Genomic DNA, 13,708 nt, shown 5'->3' on the forward strand with positions numbered 1-13,708 from the left:
CGACTTCGACTCCGAGTCGGCCTCGGCGCCTTCCAACTCGTCGTCGAGGTGGGAGTAGGCCGTCAGCTCGGTCTCGCCCTTGCGGGCCTCCAGGGCGATGGAGATCACCAGCAGCACCAGCGAGACGACGAACAACGGTGCCCGGTAGTCGGCGAACCAGTCGAGGACGTTGTCGATCGGGGCCTCGAAGGTCTCGCCGACGCGGCGGATCACGTAGAGGCGGACGACGGTGCCGGCCACGTTGAGGGCCAGGAACGCCCGGATCGGCATACCGGCGGCACCGGCGAACAGGCAGATCGGGTTGTTGGGAGCGATGAACACCAGCGGGTACGCGGCCTTGCCGAACCACCCCTCCAGCTGTCGCAGCATCTGCCCCCACGTCTTCGTGCGCTTCTCCATCCACACGATGGCGGCGTCGCCGTACCAGTGCCCCAGCAGGAAGAACAGCGGGTCGCTCAGCAGCAGCCGGGTCATGCCGATGCCGTAGTAGGTCGGGGCGTCGAGCGAGTTGGTGACCAGCGCCAGGATGCGGTTCCGGGCGTTGAGCGACAGGAGCCACGCGGGGTGGGTGTTGCTCCACGTGGTGGTCATCAGGTCGCCGACGTAGCTCATGACCACCATCACCGCCAGCAGGGAGCCGACGATGGTGACTGCCCTGCGTGAGGGGGGTTGCCGCGTCGTCTCGGGGGTGGAGGTGTCCGTCACGAGGGGCGCCAGAGTACTTGCCGCCGGGACCACCGACCTACCCTGCCGGAGTGCGTTCCTGGCGCTTCCTGCTCGGCCCCCTTTGGATCCTGTCGCACCTGCTGGTGGTGCTGCTCGCGGTGGTGATGGTGAACCTCGGGTTCTGGCAGCTGCACCGGCTCGACGAGCGGAAGGCCGAGAACGCCCTCATCGAGGCTCGCCAGGAGCGGGATCCCGTCGCCCTCGACGACGTCCTCACTGCGGACGCCGACGACGCCACGGTCGACGAGCTGCGGGCCCGCCCGGTCACCCTGGAGGGCCGCTACGACGACGACGCCACCGTCACCGTCCACAACCGCACCCAGGACGGCGTGCCCGGCGACTGGATGGTCACGCCTCTGGTGCTCGAGGGCGGCGACCGGGTGGGCGTCATCCGGGGGTTCGTGGGCCTGGGTCCCGAAGGTGACCCCTACCCGGCCGCGGCGCCCGAGGGTCGGGTGGAGGTCGAGGGCGCGGTGATGGTGCCCCGGCTCCAGGACCGCACCGTCCGCAAGGACCTCGAGGACCTGCTGGCCGCGCCCGACACGCTGCCCGTCCTGGTGAGGGCCGAGGAGTCCGACCCGCCCGAGCCGGCGGCCGCCGCCGAGGACGGCAGCAGCGACCCCCGCGAGACCCTCGTCCCCCTGCCGCCGCCCGAGCTGAGCGAGCGCAACCACCTGTCGTACGCGTTCCAGTGGTTCATCTTCTCGACGATCGCGGTGGTCGGCTATCCGCTGGTGCTCCGCCGGGTGCTCCAGCGGCGGGGCAAGGAGGCCGACGACGCGGGCGGCGACGGCGATGACAACGGCGGCGACGGGGCCGAGCGGGTCGGAGCCTCCGGTGCCGCCACCTGAGGCCGAAGCCACCCGCGAGCGCATCCTCGGGTCGGCCTACCTCCGGCTGGCCGACGAGGGGCTGACACAGGCGACGGTGGAGGGCATCGCCCACGAGGCGGGGCTGTCCCGGGCCACGATCTACCGGCACTTCCCCGGGGGGAAGGACGAGCTGATCGAGGCGGTGATCTCCTGGGAGGTCGGCCGGTTCTTCACCCGCCTCGGCGAGGCGACCGACGACGCCCCCGACTTCACCACCTGGCTGAGCGGGGGGATGCTCGCCGCCCGCCGGCAGCTCGACGAGCACACCGTGCTGCAGCAGCTGCTGGAGGACGAGGCCGACCAGCTGGTGCCCCGCCTGGTGACGGTGATGCCGATCATCCTGGGGGTCCTGCGGGAGCAGCTGGCCCAGCGCCTGGCCGACGAGCGCCTGCGTCCGGGGGTCGAGCTGCAGGAGGCGGCCGAGCTGCTGGCCCGCCTGATGGTCTCCTTCATCGGCACCCCCGGGGCCTGGCACCTCGACGACCCCGAGCAGGTCGACAAGCTCGTCCGCACCCAGCTCCTCGCCGGCATCCTGCCCGACCCGTAGTATCCGCGGGTAGACGGTGAGACGGATTCGTATGTAGTGTCTCACCCGTGGCGAGCGCCGAACTGGCCGAGAGGTACCTCACCGCCGACGAGCTCGAGCGGCGCATGGTCGACGCGGCGCTGCGGTGCGTCGAGCGCTGGGGCCTCGCCAAGACCTCCATGGACGACATCGCCCGGGAGGCGAGGGTCAGCCGCGCCACCGTCTACCGGGTGATCCCGGGTGGCAAGGACCGCCTGGTCGAGACCGTCCTCCAGCACGAGGTCGGCCGCCTCTTCCACGAGGCCGACTCCGAGGCCCGCCAGGCCACCACCCTCGAGGACCTCGTGTGCGTCGGCGTCGGCATCGCCATGCGGGTCCTCACCGGGCACGCCGCCCTCAACTACCTCGTGCGCCACGAGCCCGAGGCGATCCTGCCCCACTTCGCCTTCCACCGGCTGGCCCCGCTGCTGGCCGAGATCGCCGAGCTGAGCCGACCGCACCTCAGCCGGTTCCTGCCCGACGAAGCGGTCCGACCCGCCGGCGAGCTGCTGGCCCGCGTGGTCCTGTCCTACAGCTTCAGCCCGGTCCCCGAGCTCGACCCCGAGGACCCCGACTCGATACGCCGGTTCGTGCGGACCTACCTGCTGCCGGCGCTCACCACCACCGAGGAGCGGACATGAGCGAGAGCCAGAGCCAGAGCGAGAACGCGCAGATCATCGGCCGGGACGACATCAACGACCTGGAGGCCATCCTCTCGGTCCGCAACACCGACGTCGACGAGCTGGTCCACGCCGTGGGCGACAACGCCGACGCCATCTTCACCTGGGACTACGAGAAGGGCGCCCGCCCGGCGCTCAACCGCCTCTACGAGAAGGCCAAGGGCTCCCAGTGGAACGGCGAGACCGACCTGCCGTGGGACACCGACGTCGACCAGGTGGCGGTCACCATCGCCAACGCCCAGAACAACATGGGCGGGATCGTCGGCTTCGGCGTCGACCCCGACTCGATCGCCGGCACCCCGTTCGCCAAGTTCGGCCTGCAGGAGTGGATCAACGTCGGCATCGAGACCCAGAACTGGACCCTCAGCCAGTTCCTCCACGGTGAGCAGGGTGCGCTGCTGTGCACGGCGAAGATCGTGGAGACCGTGCCGTGGATCGACGCCAAGTACTACGCGGCGACGCAGGTGATGGACGAGGCCCGGCACGTCGAGGTGTTCGCCAAGTACCTCGACGAGAAGCTGTCCGGCCACTATCCCGTGAACGCCCACCTCAAGCTGCTGCTCGACGACATCGTGGCCGACAGCCGCTGGGACATGACCTACCTGGGCATGCAGATCATGGTGGAGGGCCTGGCGCTGGCGGCGTTCGGCTTCATGCACCAGCTCACCACGGAGCCCCTGCTGAAGCAGCTGCTGCGCTACGTCATGTCCGACGAGGCCCGTCACGTCGCCTTCGGGGTCCTGAGCCTGAAGGAGTACTACGCCGAGCTGACCGACGCCGAGATGAAGGACCGCCAGGAGTTCGCCTTCGAGGCCGCGGTCCGCATGCGCGACCGGTTCCTCCAGCAGGAGGTGTGGGAGCGCATGGGCGTGTCGACCAAGGAGGTGCTGCCCCTGGTGATGGCGTCGCCGCAGCGCACCATGTTCCAGTCGATGCTGTTCTCGAAGATCGTGCCCAACTGCAAGAAGCTCGGCCTGCTCGACGCCAACGGCGGCTGGTTGCGGGAGCGCTTCACCGAGCTGGGCGTCATCCAGTTCGAGGACCAGGCCGACACCGGCGAGGAGTACGAGATGTTCCAGCTCGCCGCGGGCGAGACCAGCGGCGGCTGAACAGGCCCAGACAGCTGAACACCCGCTGGTAGCGTCGGGGGCGATGTCTTCCCCCTCCGACGTTCGTCTCCTGGTGCTGCACGCGCTGCGGCTCAAGGGTGTCGCGGGCGTCGGCGCGGTGGCGGGGGCGGTCGGGATCGACGCTCCGGTGGTCGAGCGGGAGGTCGACGAGCTGGCCTCGTTGGGGCTGGTGGTGCACCGTGAGGGCCTGTTGAACGGCTGGCAGCTGACGGTCGCGGGTCGGAGCGAGCACGAGCGGCTGCTGGCCGACGAGCTCGACACCACCGGCGCCCGTCCCGTGGTCGAGCGGAGCTACCGGCGCTTCCGCACGCTGAACCCCGGGGTGCTCGACGCCTGCAGCCGCTGGCAGGTCCGCGAGCTGTCGGGCCACCTGGTGCGCAACGACCACGACGACCCGGCGTACGACGAGAAGGTGCTCAACGCCCTGTCCGACGCCCTGACCGACGTCCGCCCCATGAGCGAGCGCCTCGGCGAGGCGCTGGAGCGCTTCCGGCCCTACGCCCCCCATCTGGAGGAGGCGCTCGACCGGGCCTGGGCGGGGGAGCGCGAGTACGTCACGAAGCCGATGATCCCCAGCTTCCACACCGTGTGGTTCGAGCTGCACGAGGACCTGCTGGCGACCCTCGGCCTGGACCGCGCCTCCGAGTCCGAGAGCAAGGAGACCTGATGGGTGCCGCCCGCTTCGGCAAGGTCCTGACCGCCATGGTCACGCCGTTCCACGAGGACGGCTCGCTCGACCTCGACGGTGCCGTCCGCCTGGCGCAGTGGCTGGTGGCCCACGGCAACGACGGCCTGGTGCTGGCCGGTACCACCGGCGAGGGCCCCACCCTCAGCGACGACGAGACGGTCGAGCTGTGGCAGGCCGTCCGGGCGGCGGTCGACGTCCCGCTGCTGGCCGGCACCGGCAGCAACGACACCCGCCACACGATCGGGCTCTCCCGTCGGGCCGTCGAGACCGGGGTCGACGCGCTGCTGGTCGTCTCGCCGTACTACAACCGGCCGCCCCAGGCGGGCCTGCTGGCCCACTACCGGGCGCTCGCCGAGGCCGTCGACCTGCCGATCGTGCTGTACGACGTGCCGGGCCGCACCGGTCGCGCCCTGAGCGTCGACACCATCGTCACGCTGGCCACCGAGGTGCCCGGCATCGTCGGCATCAAGGACGCCCGCGGCAACCCCAACGAGTCGGCCCGGATCGTCGCCGGCGCCCCCGGCGACTTCGACCTCATCTCCGGCGACGACAGCCTCACGCTGCCGCTCCTCGCCGTCGGGGCCACCGGAGTGATCGGCGTGGCGACGCACTGGTCCGCCGGCCTGCACGGCGAGATGATCACGTCCTTCGAGAAGGGCGACCACGACACCGCCCGCGAGATCAACGCCCGCCTGCTGGAGTCGTTCGCCTACGAGGCCAACGACCAGTGGCAGCACGCCAGCGGCGTGAAAGCGCTGCTCACCGAGCTGGGTCTGCCATCGGGGCCGTGCCGGCTACCGTTGCCGCCCGTGCCGGACGAGGCCCGAGCCCGGGCACGACACATCATCGAGGCGCTCGAACTGACGGAGTTGACGCAGTGACCCAGCCCGTAAGGGTGACATTCTTGGGCGGGTTGGGCGAGATCGGGCGCAACTGCGCCTGCATCGAGGTCGACGGACGCATCATGCTCCTCGACGTCGGGCTGATGTTCCCCGACATCGACATGCTCGGCGTCGACCTCGTCCTACCCGACTTCACCTACCTGCGCGAAAACGCCGACCGGGTCGAGGGCGCGATCATCACCCACGGCCACGAGGACCACATGGGTGGCCTCAGCTACCTGCTGCGCGAGCTGTCGTTCCCGATCTACGGCTCGGCGCTCACGCTGGGCCTGGCCCGGAACCGCATCGAGGAGGCGGGCCTGCTCGACCGCACCGAGCTGATCCCGGTGTCCGACGGCGAGCGGCGCAAGATCGGCCCGTTCGACGTCGAGTTCATCCCGGTCACCCACTCGGTACCGCACGGCTTCGCCACGGCCTTCCACACGCCGCAGGGCACGATCCTGCACACCGGCGACTTCAAGCTCGACCTCACGCCGGTCGACGATCGCCTCACCGACCTGGCCCGCATCGGCGCCATCTCGTCGGGCGAGGGCATCCGGCTGCTGCTGTCGGACTCCACCAACGCCGACGAGCCGGGCCACGCCCGCAGCGAGACGTCGGTCGGCAAGGTGCTCTACGAGCTGTTCCACATCCACGACGGCCGGCGCATCGTCATCGCCTGCTTCGCCAGCCACATCCACCGGGTGCAGCAGATCGCGGACGCCGCGATCGAGCACGGTCGCAAGGTCGCCACGCTCGGCCTGTCGATGAAGAAGAACGTGAAGCTGGCCCGCTCCATGGGCCTGCTCGACATCCCCGAGTACGCGCTGGTCGACATCGACGACGTCGACGACATGCCGCCCGGCGAGGTGTGCGTGATCTCCACGGGCTCCCAGGGCGAGCCGATGTCGGCGCTGGCGCTGATGGCCACCCGCAACAACCGCTGGCTGGAGGTCGGCGCCGACGACACGGTGATCCTGTCGTCGCACCCGATCCCGGGCAACGAGATGAACGTGTCCAAGGTGATCGACGGGCTCGTCCGCCTCGGCGCCGAGGTCGTCCACTCGGGCATCCACGACGTCCACGCCTCGGGCCACGCCAAGCAGGAGGAGCTGAAGACGCTCCTGTCGATCGCCCGGCCCGAGTGGTTCGTGCCCGTGCACGGCGAGTACCGCCACATGGTGGCCCACGCCCGCCTGGCCCGGCAGATGGGTGTCGTGCCCGAGGACCACACGATCGTGTGCACCGACGGCGACCAGCTCCTGCTCGACGAGAGCGGCCTCCGGGTCGACGGCACGGTGCCGGCCGGCTACCTGTACGTCGACGGCATCGTCGGCGACGTGGGCCACGGCGTGCTGCGCGACCGGCGGGTGCTGGCCGAGGAGGGCGTGGTCGTGGTGGTGGTCACGGTGTCGCAGGCCGACGGCGCGATCCTGACCGGGCCCGAGGTGATCACTCGGGGCTGGGTGTACGCCCCCGAGGCCGAGCCGCTGCTGGCCGAGTGCGCCGACGTGGTGCGCCAGGCGATCAAGGAGGCGTTCGCCGAGAACGCCACCGACATCGAGGCGCTGTCGCGGGTGGTGCGCCGGGCCGCGGGCAAGTTCGTGTCCGACCGCACGCGCCGCCGCCCGATGATCGTCCCCGTGGTCATGGAGGCCTGAGGCCGGCGAGATGCCGGAGCTTCCCGAGGTCGAGACCATCCGGCGGGAGCTGGAGCCGGCCATCGTCGGGCGCGAGCTCGGTGAGGCCTGGGCGTTCCTGCATCCGAAGTTCGTGCCCGCGCTCGAGGCGGCCGGGACGACGGTCGTGGGTGTCGATCGGCGGGGGAAGTACCTGTTGTTGGGGCTCGACGACGAGCGGGAGCTGGTCGTTCACCTGGGGATGACGGGGTCGTTGCAGATCCTTCCGCGGGAGGACGCCGTCACCGACCCCTATACGCGGGCGTGGTGGGTGCTCGACGACGGGACGGACGTGCTGGCGTTCCGGGACGTGCGGCGGTTCGGGCGGCTGGCCGTGGTGCCCCGGGGCGAGTACCTGGGGACGCTGGCCGTACAGGGGCTCGACGCCCTCGACCCGGCGCTCACCGCCGAGGACTTCTGGCGGGCGTTGAAGGGGAGTCGGCGGGCGATCAAGACGCAGCTGCTCAGCCAGAGGCCCCTGGCGGGCGTCGGCAACATCTACGCCGACGAGGCGCTGTGGCTGGCGCAGGTCCACCCCCGGAAGCGGACGATCACCCGGGCCCAGGCCGCCGAGCTGCTGGACGCGCTGCGACACGTCATGCGGGCCAGCCTCGACAACGGAGGCACCACGCTCCGCGACTACCGCAACTTCAACGGTGGGGCGGGGGAGAACCGCCGGCGGCTGGCGGTCTACGGCCGGGCGGGCCAGCCGTGCCTGCGCTGCGGCACCGAGCTGCGCCGCACGCTGCTCGACGGCCGGTCGACCACCTGGTGCCCCACCTGCCAGCGCCGCTGAGCCTGAGCCAGCGTCTTTGAAGGGAAACGACCCCAATAGGGTCGGTTCCCTTCAAAGAGCGAGGAGGCGGGCGAGCTTGGCCCGGGCGACCACGACGAGGGCGGGCACGCTCGTGGGCTCGACGCCCAGGCGCTCGGCGATGGCGGCCTCGTCGGCGCCCTCGTCGAGCAGCTCGACGACGGCGGCATAGGTGGACGGCAGTCGCCCGATCGCCTCGACCCGCTCCATGGACCGCGCACGGTACGGGTAACGGCGCGATCTGTCATGAGCAGGTAGGTACGCAACAGGCGCCCGTTCTCAGCGGGCCAGGCGGTCGACCACGGCGGCGAGCTCCCGCCGGCCGGCCACGCCCAGCTTCGTGTAGACCCGCCCGAGCTGGTTGTCGACCGTGCGCACGGAGACCCCCAGCCTGGTGGCGATGCGGCGGCTGGTCATCCCCTGGGCGGCGAGCAGGGCGACCTCGCGCTCCCGCCGGGTCAGGTCGGCGACGACCGTGCCCTGCGCCAGGATCGGCGTGCGGGCGCCCTCGCAGGCGGTGTGCAGCATGGCGGCCCGGGTCGACGCCGCCCGCGCCCGGGCACCGAGGCCCTCCCGCCGGTACGCCAGCGACGCGTGCACCGCCGCCTCCGTCGCCAGGATGCGCAGGCCGAGGCGATGGAAGTTGGTGGCCACCCTGTCGAGGCGCTCGCCGTCGTCCCGCAGCAGCGCGGCGGCGTGCTCGGCGAACGCGGCGGTGAGCACGCCCTGGGTGGACGGCGCCAGCGCGACCACCCGCCGGGCCTCCTCCACCGCTCCCAGCCGCATCGCCGTGTAGGCGGACGTCAGCTCGAAGAAGGGGGAGCGGGTGGCCCGGGCCTCGTCGGCCAGCTCGACCGCCTGGCGGGCCGCCTTGCCGACCTCGCCGGCCGCGGCGGTGACCACGAGCGCGGTGCGGCGGCGGTCGAAGTAGACGTGGGTGCTGTTGCGTGACGGGATGGCGGCGATGGCCTGCTCGGCGGCCGGCAGCTGGCCCAGCATGGCTTCGGCCTCGGCCAGCAGCGCCAGCGCCCACGAGCGGTGGCCCACGGCGTCGGCCCGCTCGAAGCTCAGCACCGCCTCCCGCAGCAGGCCCCGGGCGGAGGCGGGCAGCCCGGCCAGGAGGGTGCCGGCGCCACGCAGCAGCGTGACCAGGCCCTGGAGGCGGCCCGGCCCGGTGGCCGGGGTGTCGACGGCGGTGCACAGGTCGGTCAGCTCGTCGAGCCGGCCGGTGGCGAGGAGGGCGATCCCCAGGTTCCCGACCACCACCTCCGGGGCCCACGGCGTCTCGGCGGCGCCGGCGAAGGCGTCGGCCAGGGCGTTGCGGCCCACGACCACGGCGTCCTCGGCCCGGCCGGCGTGGACCAGCCAGCGGGAGGCCGGCCCCACCGCCATGGCCCGGGCCTTGGGCTCCGACGAGTCGAGCAGCGGGAACGCCAGCTCGCCGCCCTCGGAGATGCGTCCCCGGTAGCCCAGCGTGTCCGCCAGCGCGGCCTCCAGCAGCTGCCGGTTCCCCGGCCGCGTCACCCGCCCGGCCGACTCCGCCGCCAGCTGCCGTGCCGCCGCCAACCCCAACCGCGGCGACCGGTGGGCCGCCAACCGGGCGACGGCGATGCCGACGAGCGTCGCCTCGTCGTCGGCGGTGACCGTCGCGGCCAACGGGGACAGGATGCTCTCGGCTTCCTCGCCGCGGCGGAGGGCGGTGAGGGCCTCGCCCAGCACGAGAGCCGCCGCCGGGTCGGGGTACTCGGTGCGGGCCAGGCGCTCCGCCAGCGCGGCGTCGCCCCGGTCGAAGGCGTCGCGGGCGGCGGCGACCACCAGCGAGCGGTCGAGGCGGCGGCCGGCGGTGATCGACCACACGGCGAGGCGCAGGCGATCGTCGGGCGTCACCACACCCTGGCTGAGCAGGCCTTCCGCCAGGCGGCCGTACAGGTCGGTGGTCTCCAGCGGTCCCAGCCGCCCGCGCAGGCTCTCGGCGTAGAGCGGGTGCGACAGCCGCACCGTCGACGCCTCCTCGTGGACCAGCCCGCGGTCGATCAGCCGGTGGACGGTGCCGGGCACGGTGGCGGCGTCGAGCACCGAGCGGAGGAGGGGCTCGCCCAGTGCCAGCAGGGCGGTGGCGTCGCGCTCCGGCCCGGTGAGCCGACCCAGCCGGGCGTCGAGCAGCTCCTGCAGGCGGGCGCCCAGGACTGGCGTGCCCCGCCAGGTCCACACGCCGTGCTGCTGGGTGAGCAGCCCTCGTTCGACGGCGTCACGGCACAGCTCCCGCAGGAACAGCACGTTGCCGGCCGACACCCGCCACAGGTTCTCGGCCGTGTGCGTCTCCACCTGGCCGCCCAGCGACTCGACGAGCAGCCGCCCGATCTCGTCGCGGCTGAGGGGCTGCAGGTCGAGCCGGGTGCACAGGCCCTCGCCGGCCAGGGCGTCGATCGCCGCCGGCGTCGGCTCGCCGCCGCGGAGGGTGAGCACCAGCCGCGCCTGGCCCGAGCGGGCGAGGTGGTGCACGAGCTGGGCCGTGGCCTCGTCGAGCAGGTGGGCGTCGTCGATGCCCACCACCAGGGGCGACGCCGCGGCGCGCTGCACGATGGCCTGCTCGGCGGCGTGGCGCGAGCCGGCCTCGGGCTCCGACGTCACGATCGGCACGGGGCCGGTCTGGAGGATGCCGCCGGGGATGTCGGCGAACACGGTGGCGGCGGCGCCCAGCGGGATCGTGGCCGCGGCCCGGGTCGCCATCATGCGGACCACCTGCACGCCGGCGCGATCGAGGCCGGCGAGGAGCTCCTCCGCGAACCGTGTCTTGCCGACGCCGGGAGTGCCGCTGACGACGATGCCCGCGCCCTTACCGGCCAGGACCTGCCGAGCCATGGCCAGCTCTTCGTCCCGCCCCACCAGGGGCCAAGAACCCGGCGGCACATGAGCATCCTAGTGATCAGCGAATGCAGCTCCGCTGCCATTCACCTCTTGGGGCGGCGGCGGGGTGGTTGGTACGGGTCGTGCCGGCGGTCCGGTGTGCGGTCGCGAAAGCCCAGGCGGATCCGGGGTTTCGCCGGAAGGGGTCCGCTAACTCCGAGGTGGCGACTGGTAGCTTCGCTTGCGTTGTGGCGGCGCGACAGAACTCCCGCAACCGCTCAGGGAAGCGGTCCAGGACGCGGACGACACCTTCTGGCCGTTCGCCAAGTCGGACGCGGGCGAACCGGACCACCCGTTCGCCCCGCCGTAGCCGCCGCCTGAAGTCCGCGCCGCGCGGCCCGTCGCTCACCTGGCGGGTCCTGGTCGGCACCGCCCGGGTGTTCGTCCGTCACGGCGACGACATCGCCGGTGTCGCACTTTTCGCCGCCGGCTGCGTCGCCGCCCTGGGTATCTACGGCGAGGCCGGCGGACCAGCCGGCCGCGCCCTGGCCGACGCCTTCGCCGTGGTGTTCGGCCGCCTGCGGGTGGCGATCCCGGTGGCGCTGGTGGTGGGCGGGGGTGCCCTGATCTGGTGGCGGCGCCCCGGTCCGTGGGACACGCGTGTCGCCGACGACGAGGACGACGACGAGCCGCGCACCCGGCGCCGCTCCGTCGACCCCGCCGCCGTGCAGCCGGCCGAAGCCGCCCAGGTGATCGTCGGCCTCGCCCTGATGGCGACAGCCGCCGCCGGGCTGCTCCACGTCAACGCGGGCGCCCCCGAGTCGGCGGAGTCCGAGGAGCTGCGCCACGCCGGCGGCTGGTTCGGCGCGGCCGTCGGCGGTCCGCTGTTCACGATGCTCTCGACGTGGGGCACCACGCTGGTGCTGTCCGCGGTCGCCCTGCTCGGCGTGGTCGTGCTCACCCGCACGCCCATCCGGGTGGCCGCCGACCGGACGGCCGCCGGGGTCCGACCGCTGGCCCGGGCCGCGGTGCGGCCGTTCGCCGCGTTCTTCCAGGTGCCCGAGCCCGACTTCGGCGACTCCGGCTACGGGCGCGACGGCGAGGGCAGCATCTACGACTACGGCCAGCAGAGCGACGACGACACCCTCGAGGAGAAGCTCGACCCCGCGGCCGTCGCCGCGGCCAAGGCCGCCGGGGCCGCCAAGCGCCGGTCGAAGCGCAAGGCCGAGGCGGTGATCGAGGAGGCGGCGGAGTCGTCGGGCGAGGTCGAGCAGCTCGAGATCGCGCTGGGCCCGGCCGCCAAGGCGTCGCCCTGGAAGCTGCCGGCGGCCACCCTCCTCGAGCGCAGCGGCGCCCAGCAGATCGACAAGCGGGCCGTCGAGGAGACCGGCCGCACCCTGGAGAAGGCGCTGGCCGACCACGGCGTCGAGACCCGCCTGGTCGGCACGGTCGTCGGCCCCACGGTGAGCCGCTACGAGCTGGAGCTCGGCCCCGGCGTGAAGGTCAACCGGGTCACCAGCCTCCACAAGGACATCGCCTACGCGATGGCCACCCCCGACGTGCGCATCCTGGCGCCGATCCCGGGCAAGCAGGCCATCGGCATCGAGGTGCCGAACGTGCGCCGGCAGGTCGTCTCGCTGGGCGACATCCTGGTCAGCGACGAGGCGCGCCGGGCCAAGCACCCGCTCGACGTCGCCGTCGGGCGAGACATCAACGGTCGCTCGGTGCTCATGAACCTCGCGGCGATGCCCCACCTGCTCATCGCCGGCGCCACCGGCGCGGGCAAGTCGAGCTGCCTCAACTCGCTGCTCACCTCGGTGCTGGTGCGCTCCACGCCCGACCAGGTGCGGATGATCCTGATCGACCCCAAGCGGGTGGAGATGGGCCAGTACGACCGCCTTCCCCACCTGCTCACCCAGGTGGTGACCAGCCCGAAGAAGGCGGCGAACGCTCTGGCCTGGGCGGTGAAGGAGATGGAGCGCCGCTACGACCTGCTGGCCGAGGTCGGGTTCCGCGACATCAACGGCTACAACGCCGCGGTCGGCCGGGGCGACCTGAAGCCCGACACCGACGCTGCCGGCGAGCCCGTCCGCGAGTTCCCCCACCTGCCCTACATCCTGGTCGTGATCGACGAGCTGGCCGACCTGATGATGGTGGCGGCGCGCGACGTGGAGGAGTCCATCTGCCGCATCGCCCAGATGGCCCGGGCGGTGGGCATCCACCTGGTGATCGCCACGCAGCGGCCGTCCGTCAACGTGATCACCGGCCTCATCAAGGCCAACGTGCCGGCCCGCCTGGCGTTCGCGGTGTCGTCGGTGACCGACAGCCGGGTGATCCTCGACCAGCAGGGCGCCGAGCGGCTCATCGGCAAGGGCGACATGCTGCTGCTGGAGGGCGGCTCGTCGGTGCCCCGGCGGCTGCAGGGCGCCTGGGTCAACGAGGAAGAGGTCCGCAAGATCGCCGCGGTGTGGAAGCGCCAGGCGCCCGACATCGCGTTCGACGAGTCGGTCCAGGGCGCCGAGGAGGGCAGTCCCGGTGGTGGTGGCGGCGGCCGGTCAGGTGGGGACGACGACGATGACGACCTGCTCAACCAGGCCATGGAGCTGATCGTCCGCAGCCAGCTGGGGTCCACGTCGATGCTGCAGCGCAAGCTGCGGGTGGGCTTCGCCCGGGCGGGTCGCCTGATGGACCTGCTGGAGCAGCGCGGTGTGGTCGGCCCGTCGGAGGGCTCGAAGGCGCGGGCGGTGCTGATGACGGTCGAAGAGCTGGAAGAGACGCAGTCAGACGAGTAACGGCGTCGCTCCGTAACGTAGGATTGCGCACGTT

At 72.3% G+C, this 13,708-nt stretch carries 12 protein-coding genes; 9 read left to right on the plus strand and 3 right to left on the minus strand.

Going from position 1 to position 13,708, the window contains the following annotated elements:
* A partial coding sequence (locus tag VK611_04895) for a hypothetical protein (GenBank protein ID HMG40640.1) occupies positions 1 to 705 on the minus strand: 705 nt, incomplete at its 3' end.
* A 50-nt stretch (positions 706 to 755) separates the two neighbouring features.
* Here VK611_04895 and VK611_04900 point away from each other — a divergent pair.
* From VK611_04900 to mutM, 8 genes are read left to right on the plus strand one after another with little or no spacing between them, the layout of a single operon-like run.
* The gene (locus VK611_04900) at positions 756 to 1,577 is read left to right on the plus strand and encodes an SURF1 family protein (GenBank protein HMG40641.1); all 822 of its coding nucleotides are present in this window, start codon (positions 756 to 758) and stop codon (positions 1,575 to 1,577) included.
* Positions 1,564 to 2,145, plus strand: a complete 582-nt coding sequence (locus VK611_04905) for a TetR/AcrR family transcriptional regulator (GenBank protein ID HMG40642.1) — start codon at positions 1,564 to 1,566, stop codon at positions 2,143 to 2,145. The genes VK611_04900 and VK611_04905 overlap by 14 nt, the downstream gene beginning before the upstream one ends.
* Before the next feature lie 47 nt (positions 2,146 to 2,192).
* Complete coding sequence (locus tag VK611_04910) at positions 2,193 to 2,804, plus strand: TetR/AcrR family transcriptional regulator (GenBank protein HMG40643.1); 612 nt, start codon at positions 2,193 to 2,195, stop codon at positions 2,802 to 2,804.
* Entirely contained in the window at positions 2,801 to 3,952 is a 1,152-nt protein-coding gene (locus VK611_04915; GenBank protein ID HMG40644.1) for a ferritin-like domain-containing protein, read from the plus strand. Before VK611_04910 ends, VK611_04915 begins: the two co-directional genes overlap by 4 nt.
* A gap of 43 nt (positions 3,953 to 3,995) precedes the next feature.
* Positions 3,996 to 4,640, plus strand: coding sequence for a hypothetical protein (locus VK611_04920; GenBank protein ID HMG40645.1), 645 nt, complete (start codon positions 3,996 to 3,998; stop codon positions 4,638 to 4,640).
* The gene (dapA, locus tag VK611_04925; GenBank protein ID HMG40646.1) at positions 4,640 to 5,542 is read left to right on the plus strand and encodes a 4-hydroxy-tetrahydrodipicolinate synthase; all 903 of its coding nucleotides are present in this window, start codon (positions 4,640 to 4,642) and stop codon (positions 5,540 to 5,542) included. The genes VK611_04920 and dapA overlap by 1 nt, the downstream gene beginning before the upstream one ends.
* The gene (locus VK611_04930) at positions 5,539 to 7,203 is read left to right on the plus strand and encodes a ribonuclease J (GenBank protein HMG40647.1); all 1,665 of its coding nucleotides are present in this window, start codon (positions 5,539 to 5,541) and stop codon (positions 7,201 to 7,203) included. Before dapA ends, VK611_04930 begins: the two co-directional genes overlap by 4 nt.
* A gap of 10 nt (positions 7,204 to 7,213) precedes the next feature.
* Positions 7,214 to 8,017, plus strand: a complete 804-nt coding sequence (mutM, locus tag VK611_04935) for a bifunctional DNA-formamidopyrimidine glycosylase/DNA-(apurinic or apyrimidinic site) lyase (protein HMG40648.1) — start codon at positions 7,214 to 7,216, stop codon at positions 8,015 to 8,017.
* Between the two features lie 51 nt (positions 8,018 to 8,068).
* On the opposite strand, the gene VK611_04940 is transcribed toward mutM, so the two are convergent.
* Together VK611_04940 and VK611_04945 are read right to left on the minus strand one after the other, a co-directional pair.
* Positions 8,069 to 8,245, minus strand: a complete 177-nt coding sequence (locus VK611_04940; GenBank protein ID HMG40649.1) for a hypothetical protein — start codon at positions 8,243 to 8,245, stop codon at positions 8,069 to 8,071.
* A gap of 69 nt (positions 8,246 to 8,314) precedes the next feature.
* Positions 8,315 to 10,945, minus strand: coding sequence for an AAA family ATPase (locus VK611_04945; protein ID HMG40650.1), 2,631 nt, complete (start codon positions 10,943 to 10,945; stop codon positions 8,315 to 8,317).
* A 374-nt stretch (positions 10,946 to 11,319) separates the two neighbouring features.
* On the opposite strand from VK611_04945, the gene VK611_04950 reads away from it, so the two are divergent.
* Positions 11,320 to 13,674, plus strand: a complete 2,355-nt coding sequence (locus tag VK611_04950; GenBank protein ID HMG40651.1) for a DNA translocase FtsK 4TM domain-containing protein — start codon at positions 11,320 to 11,322, stop codon at positions 13,672 to 13,674.
* Positions 13,675 to 13,708: the final 34 nt, after the last annotated feature.

This window comes from Acidimicrobiales bacterium (assembly GCA_035316325.1).
Classification (GTDB): domain Bacteria; phylum Actinomycetota; class Acidimicrobiia; order Acidimicrobiales; family VFJN01; genus DASXTK01.

Bases quoted from the DNA above. Each gene is read 5' to 3' on its own strand.
- VK611_04915 (HMG40644.1), top strand. From the start codon at position 2,801: ATGAGCGAGAGCCAGAGCCAGAGCGAGAACGCGCAGATCATCGGCCGG.
- VK611_04920 (HMG40645.1), top strand. From the start codon at position 3,996: ATGTCTTCCCCCTCCGACGTTCGTCTCCTGGTGCTGCACGCGCTGCGG.
- dapA (HMG40646.1), top strand. From the start codon at position 4,640: ATGGGTGCCGCCCGCTTCGGCAAGGTCCTGACCGCCATGGTCACGCCG.
- mutM (HMG40648.1), top strand. From the start codon at position 7,214: ATGCCGGAGCTTCCCGAGGTCGAGACCATCCGGCGGGAGCTGGAGCCG.
- VK611_04940 (HMG40649.1), bottom strand. From the start codon at position 8,245: ATGGAGCGGGTCGAGGCGATCGGGCGACTGCCGTCCACCTATGCCGCC.